This is a genomic window from Nitratidesulfovibrio sp. SRB-5 (genome assembly GCF_019931275.1).
GTDB lineage: Bacteria > Desulfobacterota > Desulfovibrionia > Desulfovibrionales > Desulfovibrionaceae > Cupidesulfovibrio.
Window position 1 is genome coordinate 1,011,268 of sequence record NZ_JAIOTY010000002.1, and the last position, 22,641, is coordinate 1,033,908.

Here is a 22,641-nt window from a genome sequence, read left to right on the forward strand (position 1 = left end):
GCTCGCCGCGAGTGAGGCGCGCACTCGTTTGGGTGATGTGAGCACCGGGTTTTTCGATAGGTTGAGTTGACAAACAGCGAGGTAAGAGGCAGTGTGGGCTCGTCGTTGCTGTGTGAACAACCAGTACAAGCGACCCAGTCTTGCCACTTCATCGGAACCTGCCCGTTCATCACGATGAAGGTGGCGGCCCGGACACGGTGAGCGTGTCGGGCAGGCCGGACCGACCAGCGCGAAAGCGCGGCGGACCGGAGGGGCCACGGGTGGCGAAAGGTGTTCGGACACGGCGTACGACGCGATGCGCGAGAGCGGCGCGGGGCACAGGCGGCGCGCCGTCCCACGGGACGGCGGACGGGCTCACCCCACATGCGATCTCACGGAGGGATCGCACGGCATCCGGGCGGCCGCACCGGATGCAGCCGGAAACCGAGAGGGCGCATCGGCAACGAAATGGAGTCCCATCATGAACGTTACCCTTACCATCTCCGGCAGAAGCTGCGACCTGGCCCTGCACCCCGTCTCGCCGCGTACGGCACTGGCCATCCGCGCCAAGGGGCGCAAGATCTACGCCGAGAAGTACATGGACTTCTGGCGCCGCGGCAACACCCGCAATTTCGGCATGCGCATCGAGGCCGACACCAGGGTGCAGCTCTTCATCGACGGGTCGGAACAGACCTTCGACATGGGCGCACTGCTTGGCAACGTGTCCACCAGCATGAGCAACCTGTACCTTGACAGCAAGGCTCAATACCTGGCGGTAATGGGCTTTGCCGAAGAAGTGTGCAGCTACACCTGGACCTGGAACAACGTGGAAAGCTTCGATGCCGCCCGCTTCATGACCTGCATCACCGACTTCGGTCCGGTGCTGGGCAGCACCATGCGCGCCATCGACGAAGTGCGCTACGACACCCTGTGTGCCGACGACTTCGCGTGGGGCAACCCCGGCGGCTTCACCCTCATCGACCCGGTGGTGCTGGATCTTGACCAGCTTCGCCGCGTGGCCCGCGCCGCCTAGCCGACACGTTCGCCACCGCCGCCTTCGGGCGCACTGTGATCATCGGGGGGAGCCGCAGGCTCCCCCCTTTTTCATGTTGTGTCGCGGCGGCTGGTTGTGCGGCAGGCGTGCACATGCGCCTTCCTGCCTGAAGGGCCGGGCAGCTCGAACGGCAACGCGAACGGCGGCGGGAACAGCGGCGCATCGCGCGGCAGAATCTCCCGCATCCGGGCCGCTTCCGGGCATTATCCGGGCCGCATCCGGCAAGCATCCGGCAGGCATCCGCCCACGCACAGGCACCGGGCCGGGCATGTCCCGCCACTGTCACTACGGAAAAACCGTCCCGCCGGACATGTTTCGAACTGGCAGGGCGAAAGGACGGGGTTGCAAGGCGCATCCCGGACATGCCACTATACGCACCCGGCTGAACGCGCCCTTGTCATGCACGGGCCGTCGGTGCGGCATGCATCAGCCGCCCGGAAGCGAACTATCCAGCACTGCACGGAAGGTACGATGGAACTGCCTCTGCTCAAGGAATTCGTGGTCATCTTCAGCCTTTCGGTGGTCGTCATCTATTTGTGCCACTACGTGAAGGTGCCCGCCATCGTCGGCTTTCTGCTGACCGGTGTTGTGGCCGGGCCGCACGGCCTGGGGCTGGTAAAGGCCGCGCACGAGGTCGAAATCATGGCCGAGGTGGGCGTGGTGCTGCTGCTGTTCACCATCGGGCTGGAGCTTTCGCTGGGCGAATTGATGCGCCTGCGCAAGCCGGTGTTCCTGGGGGGGCTGGCGCAGGTGGCGCTGACCATCCTGGCCTTCGCGGGCGGGGCGGAACTGCTGGGCCAGCCGCACGGCACGGCGGCATTCATCGGCTTTCTGGCCGCGCTGTCGTCCACGGCCATCGTGCTCAAGCTGTTGCAGGAACGTGCCCAGATGGACAGCCCGCACGGGCGCATCTCGTTGTCCATCCTGATCTTCCAGGACCTGGTCATCGTGCCCATGATGCTGTTGGTGCCGTTTCTGGCGGGCAAGGGCGGCGAGGCCGGACCTTCGCTGTTGTTCACCATGGCCAAGGGGGCGGGCATCATCCTGCTGGTGTTCCTGCTGTCGCGCAAGCTGGTGCCCGCGCTGCTGCACCGCATAGTGCGCACCCGCAACCGCGAGGTGTTTCTGGTTTCCACCCTGGCCTTCTGCCTGGCCATCGCGCTGCTTACCTCGTCCATGGGCCTTTCGCTGTCGCTGGGCGCGTTCCTGGCCGGGTTGATCATGGCGGAATCGGAGTACAGCCACAGCGCGCTGGAGGGCATCATGCCCTTCCGCGACGTGTTCACCAGCCTGTTCTTCATCTCGGTCGGCATGCTGCTGGACCTTGGGTTCGTCATCGACCATCTGCCGCTGGTCATCGGGGTGACCCTTTCCGTGCTGGCGGTAAAGTGCCTGCTGGGCGGCGGCGCCACCCTGATGCTGGGGTATCCGCTGCGCCCGGCACTGATGGTGGGCCTGGCCCTGTGCCAGGTGGGGGAATTCTCGTTCGTGCTGGCCAAGGCCGGGGTTTCATACGGGCTGTTCGACCGCAACGAGTACCAGTTGTTTCTGGCCGCCAGCATCATGACCATGGCGCTGACGCCGTTCCTCATCGCCGGTGCCCCGCGCATGGCCGACGTGGCCGTGCGGCTGCTGCCCGCAGGAACCCGGCTGGCCCGGCGCGGCGAGGATGCGGCGGCGGAAGAGGCGGGCGGCGCGCACTGCGGGATGGACCTGACCAACCACCTGATCATCGTGGGCTTCGGCATTGGCGGGCGGCACTTGGCCCGCGCGGCCAAGGCAGCGGGCATCGACTACACCATCCTGGAGATGAACCCCGACACGGTGCGCACCTTTGCCGCCAAGGGCGAACCCATCGCCTACGGCGACGCCTCGCACCCGGCGGTCATGGAACACGCCGGGGCGTGTGCGGCGCGGGTGCTGGCCATCGTCATATCCGACCCCGCAGCCGTGCGCAGCATTACCGATACGGCCCGCAAGCTGAACCCTTCGCTGCACATCGTGGTGCGCACCCGGTTTATCAGCGAGATAGCGGCGCTGCGCGAACTTGGCGCAAACGACGTGATCCCCGAGGAGTTCGAGACCTCGGTGGAAATCTTCACCCGGGTCATGAGCCGCTATCTTGTGCCGCGCGCCGAGATAGAACGCTTTGTGGAGGAAGTGCGCACCGAAAGCTACGACATGCTGCGCCAGGTGGACATCCGCACCGAGCCGCTGGCCGCCCTGTCCACCTACTTCACCGACTTCGACCTGAGCGCCATGACCGTGGAACCCGGCTGCATGCTGGACGGCATGACCCTGCAACAGGCCGACCTGCGCCGCCTGCACGGGCTGACCCTGGTGGCGGTGAAGCGCGGCGAGGACGTGCTGCCCAACCCCGACGGAACCCTGCGCCTGATGGCGGGCGACGTGACCTACGTGTTCGGCCCGCACGCGGACATCGCGGCCAAGGCCGGGCTGTTCGCGGCGCGGCGGCGGGCCTGGGATACGAACGACAAAGAAAAGGGCCCCGGCCTGGAGGCCACGCTGGCCGATGGGTCCGGATTGGCGGTAGACGCGGACGGCACGCCGGGCGGCCCTGCCGCGCCGGAAGGGACAACGCCCGACGACAAGGCCTGATTCTGGTTTTGCAGAAAAGACAGCCCCCGCGAAGGATCCCTTCGCGGGGGCTGTCGTGTGCAGAATATTATCGAAAGGCCAAGACGCAGGAAGGTCCGCCAAAGTAGGAATTTTGCCCGTTGGCGGCTACCCCTCGCGCAGGGCGGAGATGAGCCGCTGCAATTCCTCTGCCTGCGCGGCAAGGCCGGAAATGGCGGCTTCGGCCCGTTCCATGCCCTCGGCGGTGCGCGCGGCCACCTGGTTCACCTCGCCCACGGCGCGGCCCACCTGTTCGCTGGCGGCGGACTGCTGTTCTGCGGCGGTGGCGATGGAGCCCACCTGGTCGGCGGTGCCGGTGACGATGGTCACGATGCGGGCCAGGGTATCGCCCGATTCGCGGGCCAGCCCCACCGATTCGCGCACCGCCTCGCCCGCCTGCCGGGCGCCGTCGATGGAGCGTGCCGCCCCGTCCTGAATGGCCCGGATGGCGTTGCCCACCTCGTGGGTGGCCTGCATGGTCTTTTCGGCCAGCTTGCGCACCTCGTCGGCCACCACGGCGAATCCTCGCCCGGCATCCCCGGCGCGGGCCGCCTCGATGGCCGCGTTAAGGGCCAGCAGGTTGGTCTGGTCGGCAATGTCGCTGATGACGCCCAGCACGTTGCCCACCGCGTCGGTGCGCTGACCAAGGTCGCCCATGAAGGATTCCAGTTCCTCGGTGCGGCCCCGGATGGCGCCAATGGCGTCCACCAGCCGCGTCACCGACCCGGCCCCCTCGGCGGCGCGGGTGCGTGCCTCCGCCGCGCTGCCGGCGGCTTCCGCCGCGTTGCGGGCCACATCGGCGGAGGCGGCGTTCATCTCGTCCATGGCGGCGGCGGTTTCTGTGGCGCGGGCCGACTGCATGCGCGCCCCGCCTGCCGCGTCCTCCACCTGGGTGGCCAGCACCCCGGCGGATGCCGCCACCTCGCGGGCTATGCCCACGGCCTGTGCGGCCACGGCGGCGATCTTCTCGTTCTTGGCGCGGATGTCCGCCTCCTGCCGCCGGATGGTGGTCAGGTCGAAGTACAGGGTGAAGGCCCCGGTCTGGTTGTTGTCCAGATCGAACACCGGGTTGGCGTTCACTTGCAGGATGTGCTCGCCGCCGTCGCCGGCCACGGTCATCTCGCCCTCCACGCGGGCGCGGGTTTCCAGCGCCTCGTCCGAGCGGGTGCGGCGGCTGGCGTCGCCAAAGAAGAATTCGCCCACCCGCTGGCCGTGGTAGTCGGCGGGCTTGCCCGGTTTGCCCGCAAGGTCCAGCAGTATCTGCCCCACGAAGGTGATGCGGCCCGCGTTGTCCAGGGTCATGCACGGAAAGGTGCGCGAAATGGCGTCCAGTATGCCTTGGGCAAAGCCCAGCCGGTCCTTGAGCCGGGCCACCATGTTGCGGATGGAGCCGCGCAGGGCGTCCAGTTCCGCCGGAAAGCTGCCGTCGATGGCCGCGTTGAAGTCGCCCCCGGCCACGGATTCGGCATAGGCCCCAAGGCGGTCGATGGGGGTCATGATGCGCGCCACGATGCGGAAGGCCACGGCGCAGGCGGCGGCCAGGAACACACCCAGCGCGATGACGGCGGCCCCGGCCATGCGGGTGCCGATGGCGGAGGTCATGCCTTCCACCTCCGCGCTGGCGGCCAGGGCCTCGGCAGATTCCATCTGGGCCACCAGCGCCCAGCGGGTGCCCAGCACCTGCACCGGTTGCCACGCGGCCAACACGGCGCGTCCGCGCGGGTCGGTGGTCAGGGCCTGGCCGGTGTTGCCTTCCAGCGCGGCGCGCACGGCATCGGTGCTCACCTTGTCGCGCAGCACGTCCAGTTCGTCGGTGGAGGTGCGCAACGAGGTGCGCAGCAGCCCGTCCGGGCCAACCAGATAGGTTTCGCCGGTCTTGCCAAGGCCGAACGCCTCGAACCGCCCGCCGGACAGCATCAGGCTGTTCAGTTTGGCCACGGGCAGGCTGAAGGCCAGCACGGCGGCGTACTTGCCGCCCTTGCCGCCATCGAACACCGGGGTGGCCAGGAAGGCGCGCGGGGCGTTGCCTGCGGGCTCGTACGGGGCAAAGTCGCTGTGGGCCACCTCGCCCGCGCGGCCCGCCTTGCCCGATGCGTCCGCCGCCCGGAACACGGCGGCAAGGCCGGTCCTGGAGAACGGGCCATCGGTGACGCGCTGGGCGAAATCGAGGTTCTTGCGCACCGAATAAAGCACCCGCCCGGTATCCGGGGCCAGCAGCAGCACGTCGGCATACCCGAACCGCTCGGCAAAGTCGCGGAAGGCGGGGTGGAACTTCAGGTGGTTGTCCACGTAGCCGCAGACGAGGTCCGCGGGTTCGTCCAGCTTCTGGCGCTCGCCCGGGGCTGCCGGATTGCGGCGGATGTAGTGTTCCCACAGCAGTTGCGCGTTGGCGTCCGAAGGCACGTAGTCGGCGGCGGCGCGGCGGGCGTAGCCGGGCGCGGCGGCTGCGTGGCGGGCAAAGGCGTTCCAGCCCAGAAAGGCGGGGCCGGACACGGTTTCGGCCAGTGCCGGGCGCAGGGCGGCCAGCGCATCCGGCGGGGTTTCCGATTCGTGGCGTACCAGATCCACGTCGTAGGCAAAGGCCAGGCTGGCGTCGATGGCCGTGCGGTCACCGGCGTACACGGCAAGCTGGTCGGCCACCAGTTCCATCAGGTCGGCCACCTGGGCCGACTTCACGCCACGCAGGGTGGCCAATTGTCCCTGCGCCCGTTCCTGCAAGGCGGCGGCGCTGGTGCGCCCCACCTCGTGCATGCCGCCCGCGCCCACCCACCACAGGGTGGCCGCGATGCCGAAGCCGCTTGCCGCCAATACCGAAAGAAACCCCAGAAGCAACTGCCGTTTGAGGGTCATGCCCGCACCTTGATCCCTTGGCGCCATGCCGATGGCGCAGAGTGAAACAGATTCCGGACGCGGGCATGGTGGCCCTGTCCGGCGACCGCGCGCGGCTCCCCATCGATCCGGCGCGGCGGCTGGCGCGGGGGTGCCGGGTTGCGGCCCCATGCGCCACATACGCCCGGCGGTGCCGGGCGTACGGAGCGGGCGGCGCGGTGTCTTCGTCCTGAAGTCCGGGGTGCCGCCCACGGGAGCACCGTTCACATTTTTGAGGGTGATGTCAAAGCGGGAAAGGGGCGGTGTTATGCGAATATTGTCAAACTTTGCAACCTGGGGTGGTGGAAAGTTGTAAAACTGCCGGATGTGGCGGGCGGTTGGATGCGAGACGCAGCGTACGCGCAACGCAATGGGCGGGCAGGCTTTCGCCCACCTGTCCTTAACGCAACGGGCGGGCAGGCTTTCGCCCACCTGTCCTTAACGCAACGGGCGGGCAGGCTTTCGCCCACCCGTCCTTAATGCAACGGGCGGGCAGGCTTTCGCCCACCCGTCCTTAATGCAACGGGCGGGCAGGCTTTCGCCCACCCGCCCGGAACGTGTGCATGCAGGAATCCGGCGTCGCAACGCGACGCGGCGCGGCGTTCCGCCTACAGCTTCTTGACCTCGGTGTACCAGCCGCCCGCCTGTTCCAGCAGGCCGTACAGGCGGCCCACCAGCGCGTGCGGGTCGGCCAGGTAGCCTTCCAGCAGCAGGCTGGCCTCGAACAGTTGCAGGGTGGCGCTTTCCACCATGGGGTCTGCGGGGTCCGCCTTGTGGATGCGCAGCAGGTTGCGCAGGATGGGGTGGTCGCGGTTCACTTCCAGCACCTTCTTGGGGATGGACTCGTCGCGCTGCATGACCTTGAGCAGCTTTTCCATGGACGAGGTCACCGAGCCGTCGGGGCTGACCAGGCAGGCCGGGCTGTCGGACAGGCGGTGCGACACGCGCACCTCGGTCACCTTGTCGCCCAGCAGGTCCTTCATGCGGGCCAGCAGCGCATCGAAGGCCGCGGCGTCGGATTCCGCCAGCGGTTCGGCCTCCTTGCGTTCCTCCACGGTGGGGAAGGCGTCGAGGGTGGCGGCGTCGGCGTGTTCCACGGCCTTCAGGGCGAAGTCCTTGTAGTTGCCCAGCGCGTCCATGACGAACTCGTCGATGGGTTCGTACAGGAACAGCACCTCCAGCCCCTTCTTGCGGAAGATTTCTAGGTGCGGGTTCAGCCGGGCGGCTTCGCGGTTGGGCGCGGAGATGTACCAGATGTCCTTCTGGCCTTCACGCGCGCGGCCTATGTAGTCGTCCAGCGAGGACAGGCCCTTGGCGTCGTCGTGGTGCGAGGTGTTGCAGCGCAGCAGGCCGGCGAACTTTTCGCGGTTGGCCCAGTCGGTGTGGCCCAGCTTGAACACCTTGCCGTGCCCGCGCCAGAATTCCGCGTACTTGTCCGCGTCGGACGCGGCCAGCTTTTCCAGATGGCCCAGCACCTGCCTGGTCACCGTCTGGCCGATCTTGCGGATGACCACGTTCTCTTGCAGCGTCTCGCGCGAGATGTTCAGGGGCAGGTCTTCCGTGTCCACCACGCCCTTCACGAAGCTGAGGTATTCCGGCAGCAGGTCCTTGTTCTCCCGCTGGATGAGCACCCGGCGCACGTACAGGTCGAGGCCCCAGCGGTCGCGGCCCATGCCGAACAGTTCCTGACCGTGCGGCGGCACGAACATCAGCGCGGTGAACTGCACCGGCGCGTCCACGGAAACGTGGATGGTTTCCAGCGGGGCGGCGCTGTCGAAGGTGAGGTACTTGTAGAAGTCTTCGTACTGCTGCGGGGTGACCGAGAACTTCGGTTCGCGCCACAGGGCCGGGGTGGTGTTCACCCGTTCGCCTTCGACCATGATGGGGAAGGGCAGGAAGTTGGAATGGGTGCGTACGATGGCTTCCAGACGGTGGCGTTCCAGGAATTCCGCAGCGTCTTCCTTGATGTGCGCCTCGATGACCGTGCCGCGCGCCGGGGCGTCGGCATCGCTGGCGGCATCCACCTCGGCCACGCTGAACGAGCCGGAACCGTCCGATTCCCAGACGTGGGCGGTAGCGCCGGGCTGGCACGAGCGCGAGGTGACCTTCACCGTGTCCGCAACCATGAACACCGAGTAGAAGCCCACGCCGAAGCGCCCGATGATGGACGCGGCGTCGGTGGGGGCTGCTGAGGTCGAGGACGCGGATTCGCCGTCGGCACCGTCGGTGCCGTCCGCAGCCGCACCGGCCTTGGCCCCGCCGTTCAGGCCCTGCCCCATCCCATGTTCGGCCATGAACCGTTCCGAGCCGGACCGGGCGATGGTGCCCAGGTTGTCGATGAGTTCCTGGCGGGTCATGCCCACGCCCGTGTCGGCGATGCGCAGGATGCGCGCGTCCTTGTCCACGGTGATGGTGATGTCCAGCGGCAGGTCGGGCGCGTTCACGGCGTCGCCCCGGCTCTGGAAGAAGCGCAGCTTGTCCAGGGCGTCGGATGCGTTGGAGACCAGTTCGCGCAGGAAAATCTCGCGGTTGGTGTACAGCGAGTGGGTGATGATGTGCAGCAGTTTCTGCACTTCTGTGCGGAATTCATGGGTTTCGTGCGCGGCGGCGGTCATCGTTTCCTCCTGTGAAAGGCGTGGTCTGGTGATCGGAAAGGGTTTGCCCGGCCAGCGTGGCGGGCCCGGCATGCCCGAATGTTGTACAATCGTTCCGTGCCGTTGCGGTCGGAAAATTCCCTGTGCAGATAGTGCCGGAGCGGCGCGTGTCAAGACGGCACCGGCAGGGAAGGGAAGACGCGACGCGCCTGTGCCGGGCGCAAACGGTACACGGGCCGCCCGACATGGTGCGGACGGCCCGTGGAATTGGTCAGGTGGCTGGGCCATCGCCCCGGTCGGGAAAGATGGGTGGGGAGGGCGCGGTGGGGATGCGGGGCGAGGGCGCCCCGGCCCGCCTCGCCTTGTCGGGACCCCGTGCGGTGTTGTCGGGCTAGGCCGCGGGGGCGTCCAGTTTGAAGCGCACGCGCAGCACGCCGTTTTCGAAATCGTGCGAGATGATCCGGAAGGTGCCCACTTCCGCCGTGTTGGCCACATGGGTGCCGCTGCACGGGCAGGCGTCGAAATCGCCCACCCGCACGATGCGCAGGGTGTCGCCCGCGTCGTCCGGCAGGCGGCCCAGGTCGAAGCGGCTGGCGGCTTCCGTGCGGTCCATGTCCACGGCGATGACCGGAAGGTTGCCGGACAGCACGCGGTTCACTTCGGCTTCTATGGCGCGGGCTTCCGCATCGTCGAGCTGATGGTCGAAGTGGTAGTCGCACTTGGATTTCTTGGGGTTGACGTGGGCGCTGAAGCAGCGCCCGCAGCCGTGGCGGGCCACCATCACGCCGTTCAGGACGTGTTCGGCGGTATGCATGCGGGGGGCTTCGTCCTTGCTCATGATGGGCTCCATATAGGTTGTGGGTGCCGGGCGCTCGCGCGGGTGGCGCTTGCGCCGGGCATGGGATATCTGTGTGGTATGCTGGCGAGAATGGCGGTGTGCGCTCTCGTTGTCGCGTGTACGCCACGGGCCGGCCACTGCGCCGGGAGAAGATACAGGAGATGCTGCATGGATTTCAAGGCGCTGGCCGATCTGGTGGAAAACGGACTGCCGTTCCAGAAGCTGTTGGGCATTCGGGTGGCCGAGATGGAAGCGGGCCGGGTGAAGCTGTTCATTCCGTACCGCGAGGAACTGGTGGGCGATACCCGGCGGCCCGCCCTGCATGGCGGGGTGATATCATCGCTGGCCGACGTGTGCGCGGGGTTTGCGGTGTGGACCAGGTGCCGCATCGACGACCGTATCGCCACCATCGACCTGGTCATCGACTACCTGCGGCCCGCGTCCGCCAGCGACCTGTACGCCGAGGCCACGGTGAAGCTGCTGGGCAACCGGGTGGGCAACGCGCAGGTGGTCATCTGGTCCGCCGACAGGCCGGACCGGCATGTGGCCGAGGGGCGGGGGGTGTATAACATCAGAAGAGGATGACTCTGCATCGGCCTGTCGGTACCGCATGCTGTGAAACGGCTGGACACGTGGCTGTTTTTTTAATAAAAATAGGCTATTGAAGTGTGTAATAATGAATTATTCGTGACGGTTTCCGGTATTTCGCAGTCTGTTTTTCCGTTCCGGGGGGAACGGCAAGCACCGTGCTGGCTGCCAATGCACGCCTGCCCCTGGCCGACCAGAACATTCGCCTGACGCCGTGTCGGGCGGGTCGGGCAGACGGCTGTTCCGGTTCACGGGATGGCCAATGACTCCGAGCATGCATCGCGCCAGCGAGGGGGCGCGCCGCGGGTTGTTCCGTCCCATGGGCGGAATGTGCCTGCGTATGCGCATGTCGATGGAATCCTGTGCAGTCGGGGTCCGTCACGGAACATGCCGGAGAGTGGGGCTTTCTGAACGTTTGTGTTATGTCAGGGGGATGTGATGATATCATTTTTTGCGTCATTGCCGATGCGTATGAAGGTGCTTGCCATCATGCTGCTTCCGCTGGTGGCGTTGCTGGCGTTTTCCGGATCGCTCGTCATGGGCAAGCGCGCCATAGTGGTCGAAATGCAGGAGGTGGAGCGCCTTGCCGCCCTTTCCGTGACCATTGGCGACGTCGTCCACGAACTGCAGAAGGAGCGGGGTCTTTCATCCGGGTTTCTCGCCAGTCGCGGAGAACGGTTCGGCCCGGAGATGGTCGCCCAACGGCGCGGTTCGGACAGTGCGCTGGACAGGCTGCATGCGCGACTGCGCGTGTTTCGGGAGGAGAACCTTCCTCTGGAAACAAAAGCCGCCCTCGCCAAGGTGGAGAGCGGACTTGGCGGCATCGGCGGCAAGCGTCGCGAAGTGGACGCCCTGGAGCTCAAGCCGGCCGGAATCATCGCGGCGTACTCCGCAACCATAGCCGCGCTGCTGGATGTGAACGCCGTCATTTCGCGCGCCAGTTCCGAGCCGCGCGTACTCGGGCGCATCGTGGCCTATGATTCGCTGTTGTGGGCCAAGGAATACGCGGGGCGCGAACGGGCCACGCTCAATGGCGTGTTCGCCCAGGGAACGCTTTCGGGTGATCTGTTCCGCTCATGGCTGACCGTGCTTGCTGCGCAGGACGAACGGCTTGCCGCATTCAAGGCGCTTGCCGCGCCCGAAGCCGCGGCCCTGCTGGAAGAGCGGCTGACAGGCCCCGCCGTGGCGGATGTCGCCCGGATGCGAGCCCTGGTGATGACCGGGACCCAGGGCGAGGCGCTTGAAGGCGACGCTGCCGAGTGGTTCAAGGCGTCCACGGCGCGCATAGAGCTTTTGCGCCAGGTCGAGGTCGGCCTGGGCGATGCCCTGATGCAACTCGCGAACCGCCTCGGCCAGGACGCCAGGTGGGACATGCTCGTCTACGTGTCGCTGGCCGGTGCGGCGCTGGCCGTCACGTTGGCTGTGGGGCTGCTGGTCTTCGTCTCGATCAATGCGCCCTTGCGCCGCGCGGTGGCCTTTGCCGAAGCCGTGGGCAAGGGCAACCTGGATCATCCCCTGGATGTGCGGCAGGCCGATGAAATAGGCACGTTGTGCAACGCCATGACAAGCATGGTCGGTAACCTGAAGCTCAAGATCGCGGAAGCGCAGACGCAGACCCAGCTGGCGGCCCAGGAGACGGAGCACGCCCGCACGGCGCAAGCTGAAGCGGACGAGGCCCGGGCCGAGGCGGAACGGGCGCGTCGGAACGGCATGTTGCAGGCGTCGGTGCGCATGGAAGGCATGGTGCGCAAGCTCTCCGGCGCGTCCGAGGGCATCGCGGCCCAGGTTGTGCAGTCCAGCAGGGGGGCCCAGGCGCAAAAAGACCGTGTTGCCGGTACGGCGCTGGCCATGGAGCAGACCAACGATGCGGTCATGGATGTGGCCCGGAGCGCCGGACGAGCTTCGGAAATATCGCACGAGGCCCGGCAACTGGCCAGCGACGGGGCCGGTGTTGTCCGCAGGATGGTGGGCATGGTGGGCGACGTGCGCGTGCAGGCGTTGCAGCTCAAGGGTGATATGGAAATCCTCGGCACGAACGCCGCCAACATCGGGCAGGTGCTCGGCGTCATCAACGATATCGCGGATCAGACGAACCTGCTGGCGCTGAACGCAGCCATCGAGGCCGCCCGTGCAGGCGATGCGGGGCGCGGCTTTGCCGTGGTTGCGGACGAGGTGCGCAAGCTGGCGGAAAAGACCATGACCGCCACGAAGGAAGTGGCCGAGGCAGTGGTCGGCATACAGAGCGCCACGCGGTCCAATGCGGAAAGCGTTTCACAGACCGTGGGCAGCATAGAAAACGCCACGGGCATGGCCGAGGAGTCGGCGCGGTCGCTTGAGCGGATCGTGGACATGGTGACCCACGCCAGCGACCAGGTGCGGTCCATTGCCGCCGCGGCGGAACAGCAATCCGCCGCAAGCAAGGAGATCAGCGATTCCCTGGCCGACATCAACTCCATAGCCAACGACACCGCCAAGGGAATGGAGCATTCGACGTTGGCCGTGGAGGAGCTTGCTTCGCTCGCCAGGGCCTTGCAACAGATGGTGACCGAGATGGCGGCGGAGGGGCGGGCCTAAAAACGACCTTGCGCCGTGCGCGGAACAAGGAAAGGGAACAGAACAGGAACGGGCCACCGCCATGGCGGTGGCCCGTTCCTGTTCTGTTGCTGTCGGGCTGTGCGCGGTGTCTCGCGCACGGTGGTGTGCCGCGTGTTGCGGCGGGCTACTTGGACAACGACTGCTCCTGCACGCGGGGGCCGCCCGCGCCGGGCGCGCCCGTCGGGGCCGGGGTGTGCGGCGGCACCACGATCTGCTGGCCCGGCTGCGATTCCACGAAGTTGGAGGGGGCCTTGTCGGTGCTGCGGTCGGGGTCGAAGCCCAGCACCTTGCTGCGGGCCTTGCCCACCAGCACGGTGCATTCGTTGTTGGCGCAATCGCGGATGGCCAGCAGGGTGGGCTTCAGCACGCCCGTGGGGGCCACGTTTTCCACCACCAGGTAATATTCGCGCGGGCCGGTGCCGAACAGCGGGGTGACCGTGCAGGTCACCAGCCAGTCGTTCACGCCGTCGCCGTTCCAGTCGGTGATGGCCGTGAGCGACACGGAAATCACGTCCATGCCTTGGCCCAGGGCAAAGCCCACCTTGCCGATGCGCACGTTGTCGTCCGGCATCGCGGAATCCGCAAAGGTTTCGCCCGCAAGGCCGTTGCGCGCCTCTGCCGAACGGAAGCGCGTGGACAGGCGGCGGTACAGTTCCTCGCCGTACGAGGAGGGGCGGTAGTCGCGGTTGTCGCGGATGGCCGCCTCCATGTAGTTGCCCTCGGCGTCAAGGATGTTGCGGCGCACCATCTCGTCGCGCAGGTAGACGGCATAGTTGCGGAACATGTCGGGGCGCACCACCTCCACCGGTTGCAGGGCGCAGCCGGAGGCCAGGGCCAGCAACAGCAGCAGCGGGACAAGAGTGACAAGACCGACTGGGCCGACTGGACCGACTGGGCCGCGCGGGGCGGCGGAACGCTGGGCGGTATGGGAACTGGTGCTGTGCATGGCGGATGATGCCCGGCGGGCGTTTAGGGGTGCGGGCGCGGCCCGTGCAGTGCTTTCCGGCTGCTGCGCCGGGCCGGTTACTGCTTCAGGATGGCCTTGATGGTGGCCTCGTCGGCGGCCTTGCGCGCCGCCTCCTGCGAGGCGGGCAGGATCTGCTCGCGCAGCAGCTTGTCGAGGAAGACGCGCGCCTCTTCGCCGGTGCGGACCACCGGCTGGCCGATGCCCCGGTATTCGTCCAGCGACAGCAGCCGGGCCTGCAACAGCCCCTTGGGCGCGGGGTCTTCCACCACCAGCCAGTAGCCGAGGTAGAAGCCCTCGTCGTGCGGGGTCTTCTGGGTGAGCAGCACCAGCCAGTCGCGCACGCCGTTGCCGTTCCAGTCCAGCGTGGCGAAGACCACCAGCGTGTTCACGAGGTCGGGCGAATGGACGTTGAGCGAGGAGCGGTCCAGCGCGCTGACGGTCCACTGCCTGGGCGAGGCGAAGGTGCGCCGCGTATCGTCGGTGAAGCCCAGCAGCAGCGAGGGGAACGAGCGCAGGTTCATGCGCAGGGCCAGCTCAAGCCCGTACGATTCCGGCTGGTAGTCCTGCGGCAGGATGTCGCCGGAAGGTTCGGCCCGGCCATCGGGCAGCACCACCAGCCCCGCGCGCTGGGCGGCGTCGGGGTGGCGCTGGGCGAAGGACGTCAGCAGAAAGCGGTCCAGCACCTGCACCGGCACGGGGCCGGGGTAGATGCGTTCCGGCTGGGGGCTGGCGTAGGGCTGGGCGCCGTCGTCGGTGATGCGCGGCGCGCAGGCGGCCAGCGACATGGCCAGCAGCAGGGCGGCCAGCAGGCCCGTCAGGCCGGTCAGGCCGGTCAGGTCGGTCAGGTCGGTCAGGTCGGTCAGGCCCGTCTGGCCCGGCAGGCCCGATGACGGGTGCAGGGCGCGAAAACGGCGCGCTGTGGCGGTGCCTGCGCGCCTGTCGGTATGGTTGTCGGGCCGGGCCGTGGTGCGGACGGGCATGGAATCCTCCGGATATGACCGCGTGGGGCGGTCGCACCCGCGTCTTATGACCGCCCCGTGCGACTGTCAACGGGCATTTGCGGGGCCGGGCCGGGGAACTCGTGGGCCGGGCGCGGTCCTGCCGGGCGGCGCATTGCCCGTTCAAAACGACGTCGCCCCGCTCCCGCCCGTGAAGGGCGGCAGGCGGGGCGGTGCAGAAAGGCCTTCCGACCGGGCTGCCCCGGTCCGTTGCCGACATCAGAAGTTCAGCACCCTGTCTGCCTTCAGCATCTCGTCGTACAGAAACTGCTGGTTGCCTCGGGCCACCGTATCGTCAGCATCCACGCCGTGGATGTCCTGGCACTTGCCTCAGGCGGCCAGCACACCCTCGCTGAGTGAGAACAGCCGGGCCAGGTCGCGGATGGGGAACGAGGGGCCATCGCCCGCCGCGTAATCCGCTGCCGGACCGTTGAGGAAGATGGTCACTTCCTCGCCCTTTTCGAGCAGGAAGTTGCCGAAGCGGAAGGTGTTCCAGCGGATTTCCGGGTCTGCGCTGGAAAGGACGATCAGTATTTGCATTTCAAATGCTCCGCTGTCTGTTTGATAGATAAAATCTATCGTAAGCGGTGCATGGCCGGGATGCAAGCCGTGCGGCGACAGCCGTGCTGCGCAAACGGCAACGGCGCGGTGGGGTCGCGCCGTGAACGGGATGCCAGAGGGGATGCATGGATGTGGCCGGGCTGCGGCGGGATGAGGAGCCCCCCATGTGCCGCCAGCGGCGGCTAGCCGAAGGGATTCAACGGCTTCAGCCCAAAACCCACGGCATGCGACGGAGCGGCCAGGGGGCGTCCTTCGCGCAGATCGGACAGGGCCTTGGCCAGTTGGTCGGGACAGGAGGTGGGCTTGTTGCCGCAGGTGATGCCGACCAGTTTGTCGATGGCGTCCTGCACCGGCATGCCATCAAGCAGGCGGCCAAGGGCTTCGAGGTTGCCGGGACAGCCCCCGGCAAAACGCACGTCGCGCAGCATGCCGTCGCGCACATCGAACTGGATCTGCTTGCTGCAAACACCGTTGGGAACATGAACATGCATGGCGAAACTCCGTGGCGCGGCGGTGGCCCGGCGCGCCGGATTGCTGGTGTGGCGTAACGTATGGAACGGGTTCGGCGCCAGACATAGGCCCGCCGCGCCGTGCTGTAAAGGGGGAGGCGGACGTGCCGACCACCCGCTTGACGCGCCGGGCGGTGTGGACTATCATTTCATCTAGTAAGGGGAGTAGCCAGCAAGGGCAACGTCAACAGCATGGCGCAAACGCCTGGCGTTGCCGTTGGGACGGACCCATAAACCGGACCAATTGGCGAGACCTTCACGGCAGTGATGCCGGGGGTCTCGCCTTTTTTGTATTTGACCTCCGGAATATCAGAAAAGTTCAACTTATCCGAGAGGTTATGTGTGAAAAGTGTTTTTCGTGACTGGTATCCCTTCCTGCTGGCCATACTGGCCACGCTGCCGGGCCTTGCCATGCGGGCCCTGCACCCCGATATCAGCCCTCTGGTCATGGTCGGCCTGACCGGCGGGGCTATTCTGGCGTCGTCGTTCATGCTGATGTGGGCGTGCGAAGTTGCCCAGCTGGACATCCCCCAGACGCTGGCGCTGGCCGTGGTGGCGCTCATTGCCGTGCTGCCCGAATATGCCGTGGACATGTACTTTACCTGGATGGCCGGGCAGCACCCCGAAAGTGACTATGCCCATTACGCCATCGCCAACATGACCGGGGCCAACCGCCTGCTCATCGGCGTGGGCTGGAGCGCCATCGTGCTGGTGTGCTGGATGCGCTTTCGCAGCGCGGTGGTGGTGGAAAACGAACGCCGCACCGACCTGGTGTTCCTGGCCATGGCCACGGCCTATGCGTTCTTCATTCCCATCAAGGGTTCGCTGGCGTGGTACGATGGCGTGATTCTGGTTTCCATCTACGCCTGGTACATCTGGATCGTTTCGCGCAGGCCCTGCACCGAATTCGAGGCCGAAGGCCCGGCAGAAACGCTGGCCAAACTGTCCAGGGGGCGTCGCCGTCTGGCCACCCTGTCGCTGTTCCTGTACGCCGCCGTGGTGATCCTGGCCGACGCGGAACTGTTCAGCGAAAGCCTGGTGGCTTCCGGCAAGGTGCTGGGCATCAACGAATTCCTGCTGGTGCAGTGGCTTGCGCCCATCGCCTCCGAGGCGCCCGAATTCATCGTGTCGCTGATGTTCGCCTTGCGCGGGCATGCCAGCATCGCGCTGGGCAGCCTGATTTCGTCCAAGCTGAACCAGTGGACCCTGCTGGTGGGCATGATTCCCGGCGTGTACGCGGCCTCGTCCGGCTCCGTGAACCCGCCCATTCCCATGGATTCGCACCAGATGAACGAAATACTGCTGACGGCGGCGCAGTCGCTGTTCGCCATCTGCCTGCTGCTGCGCATGCGCATCGGCATACGCGGGGCGCTGCTGCTGTTCGGCCTGTTCCTGGCGCAGTTCATCTCGCCGTTCATCCAGGCGCCGATAGAGGCGGCCATGGGCCTGCCGCACATTCCCGACCGGCTGCACATCTGGTTCAGCCTTGTGTACGTGGTGCTGGCGGGCGGCATGCTGCTGCTGCGACCGCGCAGCCTGCTGGACCTGCGTTACGGTTTTCGCGTGTAGCATGCGCGCCGCTGGCGGCGCGTCCATCGACATGACCTGACCTTCGCGGCCCGTCGCGCCCTTGGCGCGGCGGGCCGCTCGTGTTAGAGACGAGCCATGAGTGACGGCAAACCATGTGCTGCGGCAAGGGGAGGGCGCACCGTTCCGGCGAGTGCGTTCATGTCAGGCCCGTTCGGGCCAGCCAGGCTCGGATCGGCAAGGCTCGGGCTGACAAGGTTCGGGGCGGGGATGCTCCTGACGGCCATGCTCGCGGCGGTACTGTTCGCGGCGGCGCTGTGGGCAGTTCCTGTGCGGGCCGCCGAACCCGGTGCGGGGCGCGACGACGAAGCCTCCATCACCCTGCGCGAGGATGATTTCGACATCGACGTGCGCTATCCCCGCCTGGGGCAGCCTGCCGTGGACGACGACCTGGCCCGCTGGGCCGCGCACATCGTGGCCGCGTTCCGGCAAGGGCTGGCCGAGCCCGAAATCGGGGGCGAGCCGGTGAACGGCACGCGCGACCCCAACGGTCGCCACTTCGTCAACGAACTGAAGGTGACGCATGACGTCACCCGCGCCTCGGCCCGGGCGGCCACGGTCACCTTCAGCATCTGGACCTACACCGGGGGCGCGCACGGCAATCTGGACATCATCACCCAGAGCTACGACATGGCTTCCGGCGCGCGCCTTGCCCCGGAGGACATCTTTGCGGATACCGAGGGCGCGCTGGCCCTGCTGGCCCCGTACTGTTACGAGGCGCTGGCCGAAACCCTGGGTGAAGACCGGGCCGAGGACATGCTGCGCGGCGGCACCAGCCCGGATGCGGACAACTACGCCAGCCTTGCGCTGACACCGGACGGGGTGCGGGTGCATTTTTCGCCGTACCAGGTGGCGCCGTGGTCTGCCGGGCCGCAGCGGGTGGACGTGCCGCTGGGGGTATTGATAGACGCCGGGCCGCGACTGGAGTTGTGGGGCGTCACCCGCTAGCCGGAATGAAGAAACGATGCCGAAGGGCCGGAACGCAGTGCGCGTTCCGGCCCTTTTCACAGGTGGTTTGCCGTCGGGTTTGCCGGGAGAATTCCGGAGGCAGCCGGTTGCAGCCGGTTGCTGCCGGTTGCGCCCGGTTGGGTAGTCGGCCATGTCGGCGGCGGCGACCAGTTCAGCGGCGGGCTGCCAGATCAGCGACGAGCTGCCAGTTCAGCGGCAGTCGGGCAGATCGGCGCGGGTGCACAGGGTGAGCACAGCGTCGCATATGCGGGTGCCCGCGGGGCGCGCCAGCACCGCCCCGCCGGGGATTACCGCCGCGCGGCGGAAGCCCAGCCGGGTGACGAACCCGAGGGCGTGGCGGTAGGGCGCAGGGGTAAGACCCACCAGGGTGTCCAGCAGATGCGGCCCCGGGCGTCCGTTCGTGGCGGGGGCCTGCACGGGGGCCTGCGCATGGAGCAGAAAGCGCACTACCAGACGTCCGATTTCTTCGGCGCGGGGCAACCCGGCCCGCAGCACGCAAAAATGGATGCGGGCCGCGCGACCGCAAAATCCGTCCAGCCAGCACAGGGCCAGCGGGGTGTCCGCCGCCTGTGCCAAATAGCACCACGCCCGATGCGGGGCCAGCAGGGCGCGCAGATCTGCGGCGCAACGCACTCCGCCGTCGTGGAACACCACCGGGGCCAGCCCTTCTTCGTGCAGGGTGGCCCACAGCCGGTCCAGTTCCGCATCGGTGACCGGCACAGGGTGGGACGGGTGGCGCGAACGCAGCACCAGCGGTGGCAGCGGCGGGCGGGGGGCGGGATGCTCAGTCGGGCCAGTCCGACCCGCAGGGCCAGTTCGCACAGCCGGGCCAATTTGCACAGCCGGCCCAGTTCGCGCAGTCCGGCCAGTTCGGTCAACTCGGGCGGTCCGGGCACTCCGGGCGCCCGGCAACGCGGCAAGGGATGATGCGGGCCTAGCCATACAGGGGATACTCCATATGCGCGGTGTGTTCCGTGCCGTCGTGACCGCCATGGCCCGCGCCGTACCCCGCCGGACCGAACCCTCCGGAGTCCGGGTCGGGGAATTCCGCGCCCAGGTCCGGGTCCAGAATGCGCGCCAGGCAGTCCAGCATGTCGTCATGCCGGGACACGGGAAAGGCCAGATACTCCTCGTCCACGAATTCCCGCGCCAGGTCGCGCCGTTTGCCCTCGGCATCCACGAAGGGCAGGCGGTGGGGCAGCAGCATGCGGCCCTGCTCGAACTCCGGCACCAGCCTGCGGATGCGGTCCTTCTTGGGCATGGGGCCGCCCAGCGGGGTGATGTCGAAGCGGTAGTTGCGGCGTTCCTGTTCGGTGCGCACGTGCTCGATATCGGCCTGCATGCCGTATTTTTCGTAGCCCGTGGCCAATGGCCGCCATGTCCGGTGCAGGCGGAACAGCGCGGCGGCCCGGCCCGTTAGGTTCAGCCGGTCACGCACCCCGTCCAGCAGGTAGCGGTTGCCGTCCGGGGCCAGTCCAACCACCAGCATGACCGTGTAGTCGCTGCCCTTCTTGCGTTCGCCCGCCGGGTCCACCAGCAGGTACCGGTTGCAGTGGCCCCAGCGGGCCAGGGGGGATGAGCGCCAGTGGTCGGCTCCGTTGCCCGCCGCATCGGACGCATAGCGGCGCAGCCATTGGGCGCGGAAGCCCTGTGCCGTGTCGGCGGCGGGGTTCAGCAGCATCTGGCAGCCGAACACGTACGGTCCCATCTGGCGGCGTTTTTCGGCCAGCGCCGCCGGTGAAAGCAGCACTGGCGGGCCATCTGGGGCACCGGTGGCCGTGGCGGGATGGATGCGCGGCGTTGCCGCCCTTCGTTCGAGGATGGTGCGCCAGGTGTCGTTGAAGTGGTAGCGGGTGCCGATGTAACGACGGCGTCCCGCCCCGCTTGTGGGCGGCGCACTGCCTGTGCCTGCGTCGGCGGGGGCAGGGACAGGCGTGCCCGCGGCCAGCCCCGTATCGTTCGCGCGGGCGGCGACACCGTTCCTTTCGTCCGTTATCGTGCGGACTTCTTCGCCACTGTTACCGCCACTGTTACCGCCATGGTCTGCGCCGGTCACCTCGCTGGCCCCCAGATTGAGCGACAGGGCCCAGCATTCCGTGACCTTGGCGATCATTTCCGGGGTGGTCACCGAGTCGCGGGTCACCACGTCGTCGTAGACCAGCAGGCGAAAGTGCTTGCCCGTGGGCTGGCCGTCCACCAGTCCCCACGCCTCCACGGTGGCCTCCTTGGGGTTGCCCCGGCGGCGCACCACGATGCCCTTGTCCAGCGACCACACCGGGGCCTGCCGCCGGGGCGCGGCCCACAGCACGTCGGGGTACAGGCGCTTCAGCAGGTCGTTGTGCTCGAACTCGTGCTTGATCTGACCCAGGAAGTCCTTGGCCACCGGGCGCGAGTGGGAAAAGATGCCCACCGTGATTTCCGGGTCGTTCAGGATGTCGCGCACGGTCTGGCCGAAGGTGATGATGGTGGATTTGTAGTGTTCGCGCGCCCACAGGTCCAGGTGGCCGTCGGGCGCGGCCTGAACCTCGCGGCAGCGTTCGAACAGCCAGTCGCGGTCCATGTCGGCCCGGTTCATGAGCCGGGTGAGCAGGTAGAACAGGTCGCGGCGGCCCAGTTCCGCCTGCACGGCGGTAAGGGCGGCGGGGCCGCTTCGGGCGGCGTCCGCGGCAAGGTCGGCGTACAGGGCGGCGGCATCGCGCCGGGTGGTGGGCATGGCGGCTGCGGGCGGAACCATGGGAGCGGCTGGCATGGCGGAAAATCCTCCGGTGCGGGGCTGGTGTGAAGGGTGGCCGATGGCGCACACCCTACACGGGACGAAACGGGGCGCGGCGGCCACGAGGGGGGCGCAACGGGGTGGCGCGGGCATCCGGAGGGGGTGCGGCCATGACAGTCACGCATGATGAGCGTGCACGGCGGGCGCGCATGACAGTCGCGCGTGTTGGGCGTTGTGTCGGCGCTGGGGCAGGGGCGCGACGCCGTGCCGCTGTGGCGGGAGGGGGCGGCAGCGCTCATGTGGTGCGGGCGGCACGGCAACCGCAATGCCGCCCGATGCCACCCCAATATGGCCGGACACCGTGCGCATGCGCACGTGCGGGATGTTCGGGCTGAACGTCCGCCATGCGCCGGGCATGCGTGCGCATGCTTCGGCCAAAGGCAGGGCAAGGGCGGTGCAGCCCCGTGTCCGTTTCGCATTCGGGAACGGCTGGTGCCGCATCCACGCTGCGGAGTGTCTTGTAATCGCCATGCAAGTCTGCTAGGCAAGTCTAGAAAATTTCACGAATGCCGTGTGCGCGCCGCGCAAGCCGGACCCGGAACGGTGCGGTTCCGGGGTGTCGGCGACGGCGACCCCCCAAAGAAGGAGGAACACATGTACATGCTTCTGAACTGGCGCGCCCTGCGTCACATCGCCATGGTCATGGTGGCCGTCATGGGCCTGCTCAGCTTCGTGCCCCGCGTGGAAGCCGCCTTCGTTCCCAACGCCGGCATCGTGGCCGGGGAACAGCGCTCCAGCGACATCGGCACCGTGCAGAAGGCCCTGGAAAACAAGATGGTTTCCGAGCGCCTGCAAGCTCTTGGCTACTCTTCCGCCGAAGTGGAACAGCGCCTGTCCATGCTGTCCGACGCCGAACTGCACGACCTGGCCAAGAAGATCGACAACCTGACCCACGGCGGCGACGGCTTCGGCTTCGTCATTGCCATCCTTGTCGTCATCCTGCTGGTGGTGCTGATCCTGCACTTCGCCGACCGCCGCGTGGTCGTCCAGTAGCCGCGCGCTCCATTTTGCTCCCGCTGCCCGCGCAGGCCACGGCTTGTGCGGGTAGCGGGGGTGCCATTTCCGCCATGCCCATGAAGTTTTCGCCAGCATGCCGGGCCGTACGCCCGGCCCCCGCGTACCCA

General features: G+C 67.3%; 16 protein-coding genes. 7 read left to right on the forward strand and 9 right to left on the reverse strand.

Annotated elements, in window-relative coordinates:
* Positions 1 to 460: 460 nt before the first annotated feature.
* Together K6142_RS11615 and K6142_RS11620 are read left to right on the forward strand one after the other, a co-directional pair.
* The gene (locus K6142_RS11615) at positions 461 to 1,012 is read left to right on the forward strand and encodes a hypothetical protein (RefSeq protein ID WP_012612263.1); all 552 of its coding nucleotides are present in this window, start codon (positions 461 to 463) and stop codon (positions 1,010 to 1,012) included.
* A 492-nt stretch (positions 1,013 to 1,504) separates the two neighbouring features.
* Positions 1,505 to 3,652: a monovalent cation:proton antiporter family protein gene (locus K6142_RS11620; protein WP_190245311.1), complete on the forward strand. Its 2,148-nt coding sequence runs from the start codon at positions 1,505 to 1,507 to the stop codon at positions 3,650 to 3,652.
* Between the two features lie 126 nt (positions 3,653 to 3,778).
* Here the strand turns inward: K6142_RS11620 and K6142_RS11625 are convergent, their stop codons facing one another.
* The 3 genes from K6142_RS11625 to K6142_RS11635 form a co-directional block, all read right to left on the reverse strand.
* Positions 3,779 to 6,520: a methyl-accepting chemotaxis protein gene (locus K6142_RS11625; protein ID WP_223380855.1), complete on the reverse strand. Its 2,742-nt coding sequence runs from the start codon at positions 6,518 to 6,520 to the stop codon at positions 3,779 to 3,781.
* Positions 6,521 to 7,146: 626 nt separating this feature from the next.
* On the reverse strand, positions 7,147 to 9,153 hold the full coding sequence (gene htpG, locus K6142_RS11630; RefSeq protein WP_190244539.1) for a molecular chaperone HtpG: 2,007 nt from the start codon (positions 9,151 to 9,153) through the stop codon (positions 7,147 to 7,149).
* A 370-nt stretch (positions 9,154 to 9,523) separates the two neighbouring features.
* Entirely contained in the window at positions 9,524 to 9,970 is a 447-nt protein-coding gene (locus K6142_RS11635; RefSeq protein ID WP_190244540.1) for a hypothetical protein, read from the reverse strand.
* Between the two features lie 168 nt (positions 9,971 to 10,138).
* On the opposite strand from K6142_RS11635, the gene K6142_RS11640 reads away from it, so the two are divergent.
* Positions 10,139 to 10,555 carry a PaaI family thioesterase gene (locus K6142_RS11640; RefSeq protein ID WP_012612258.1) on the forward strand — a complete coding sequence of 139 codons (417 nt, stop codon included), beginning with the start codon at positions 10,139 to 10,141 and terminating at the stop codon, positions 10,553 to 10,555.
* A 492-nt stretch (positions 10,556 to 11,047) separates the two neighbouring features.
* Positions 11,048 to 13,132 (forward strand): methyl-accepting chemotaxis protein, encoded by a 2,085-nt coding sequence (locus tag K6142_RS11645; RefSeq protein ID WP_190244541.1) that lies wholly within the window; start codon positions 11,048 to 11,050, stop codon positions 13,130 to 13,132.
* Positions 13,133 to 13,277: 145 nt separating this feature from the next.
* Here the strand turns inward: K6142_RS11645 and K6142_RS11650 are convergent, their stop codons facing one another.
* The 4 genes from K6142_RS11650 to K6142_RS11665 form a co-directional block, all read right to left on the reverse strand.
* Entirely contained in the window at positions 13,278 to 14,099 is an 822-nt protein-coding gene (locus K6142_RS11650; RefSeq protein WP_190244542.1) for a hypothetical protein, read from the reverse strand.
* 77 nt (positions 14,100 to 14,176) lie between these two features.
* A complete protein-coding gene (locus tag K6142_RS11655) occupies positions 14,177 to 15,100 on the reverse strand; it encodes a hypothetical protein (RefSeq protein ID WP_190244543.1) in 924 nt (307 codons plus the stop codon).
* 237 nt (positions 15,101 to 15,337) lie between these two features.
* On the reverse strand, positions 15,338 to 15,658 hold the full coding sequence (locus K6142_RS11660) for a DsrE family protein (protein WP_263284338.1): 321 nt from the start codon (positions 15,656 to 15,658) through the stop codon (positions 15,338 to 15,340).
* A 203-nt stretch (positions 15,659 to 15,861) separates the two neighbouring features.
* A complete protein-coding gene (locus K6142_RS11665; protein WP_190244545.1) occupies positions 15,862 to 16,170 on the reverse strand; it encodes a TIGR03905 family TSCPD domain-containing protein in 309 nt (102 codons plus the stop codon).
* A 360-nt stretch (positions 16,171 to 16,530) separates the two neighbouring features.
* On the opposite strand from K6142_RS11665, the gene K6142_RS11670 reads away from it, so the two are divergent.
* Complete coding sequence (locus K6142_RS11670) at positions 16,531 to 17,757, forward strand: sodium:calcium antiporter (RefSeq protein ID WP_190244546.1); 1,227 nt, start codon at positions 16,531 to 16,533, stop codon at positions 17,755 to 17,757.
* Between the two features lie 228 nt (positions 17,758 to 17,985).
* Complete coding sequence (locus K6142_RS11675; RefSeq protein ID WP_190244547.1) at positions 17,986 to 18,723, forward strand: RsiV family protein; 738 nt, start codon at positions 17,986 to 17,988, stop codon at positions 18,721 to 18,723.
* A 210-nt stretch (positions 18,724 to 18,933) separates the two neighbouring features.
* Here the strand turns inward: K6142_RS11675 and K6142_RS11680 are convergent, their stop codons facing one another.
* Entirely contained in the window at positions 18,934 to 19,494 is a 561-nt protein-coding gene (locus K6142_RS11680) for a hypothetical protein (protein ID WP_223290307.1), read from the reverse strand.
* A gap of 184 nt (positions 19,495 to 19,678) precedes the next feature.
* A complete protein-coding gene (locus tag K6142_RS11685; RefSeq protein ID WP_223290315.1) occupies positions 19,679 to 21,457 on the reverse strand; it encodes a hypothetical protein in 1,779 nt (592 codons plus the stop codon).
* A gap of 654 nt (positions 21,458 to 22,111) precedes the next feature.
* Here K6142_RS11685 and K6142_RS11690 point away from each other — a divergent pair.
* Entirely contained in the window at positions 22,112 to 22,510 is a 399-nt protein-coding gene (locus K6142_RS11690; RefSeq protein WP_190244550.1) for a PA2779 family protein, read from the forward strand.
* The last annotated feature ends 131 nt before the right edge of the window (positions 22,511 to 22,641 follow it).

Excerpts from the sequence above, each read along its gene's own strand:
- K6142_RS11615 (WP_012612263.1), top strand. The coding sequence starts at position 461 with ATGAACGTTACCCTTACCATCTCCGGCAGAAGCTGCGACCTGGCCCTG.
- K6142_RS11620 (WP_190245311.1), top strand. The coding sequence starts at position 1,505 with ATGGAACTGCCTCTGCTCAAGGAATTCGTGGTCATCTTCAGCCTTTCG.
- K6142_RS11625 (WP_223380855.1), bottom strand. The coding sequence starts at position 6,520 with ATGACCCTCAAACGGCAGTTGCTTCTGGGGTTTCTTTCGGTATTGGCG.
- htpG (WP_190244539.1), bottom strand. The coding sequence starts at position 9,153 with ATGACCGCCGCCGCGCACGAAACCCATGAATTCCGCACAGAAGTGCAG.
- K6142_RS11635 (WP_190244540.1), bottom strand. The coding sequence starts at position 9,970 with ATGAGCAAGGACGAAGCCCCCCGCATGCATACCGCCGAACACGTCCTG.
- K6142_RS11640 (WP_012612258.1), top strand. The coding sequence starts at position 10,139 with ATGGATTTCAAGGCGCTGGCCGATCTGGTGGAAAACGGACTGCCGTTC.
- K6142_RS11645 (WP_190244541.1), top strand. The coding sequence starts at position 11,048 with ATGCTGCTTCCGCTGGTGGCGTTGCTGGCGTTTTCCGGATCGCTCGTC.
- K6142_RS11650 (WP_190244542.1), bottom strand. The coding sequence starts at position 14,099 with ATGCACAGCACCAGTTCCCATACCGCCCAGCGTTCCGCCGCCCCGCGC.
- K6142_RS11655 (WP_190244543.1), bottom strand. The coding sequence starts at position 15,100 with ATGCCCGTCCGCACCACGGCCCGGCCCGACAACCATACCGACAGGCGC.
- K6142_RS11665 (WP_190244545.1), bottom strand. The coding sequence starts at position 16,170 with ATGCATGTTCATGTTCCCAACGGTGTTTGCAGCAAGCAGATCCAGTTC.
- K6142_RS11675 (WP_190244547.1), top strand. The coding sequence starts at position 17,986 with ATGCTCCTGACGGCCATGCTCGCGGCGGTACTGTTCGCGGCGGCGCTG.
- K6142_RS11685 (WP_223290315.1), bottom strand. The coding sequence starts at position 21,457 with ATGCCCACCACCCGGCGCGATGCCGCCGCCCTGTACGCCGACCTTGCC.
- K6142_RS11690 (WP_190244550.1), top strand. The coding sequence starts at position 22,112 with ATGTACATGCTTCTGAACTGGCGCGCCCTGCGTCACATCGCCATGGTC.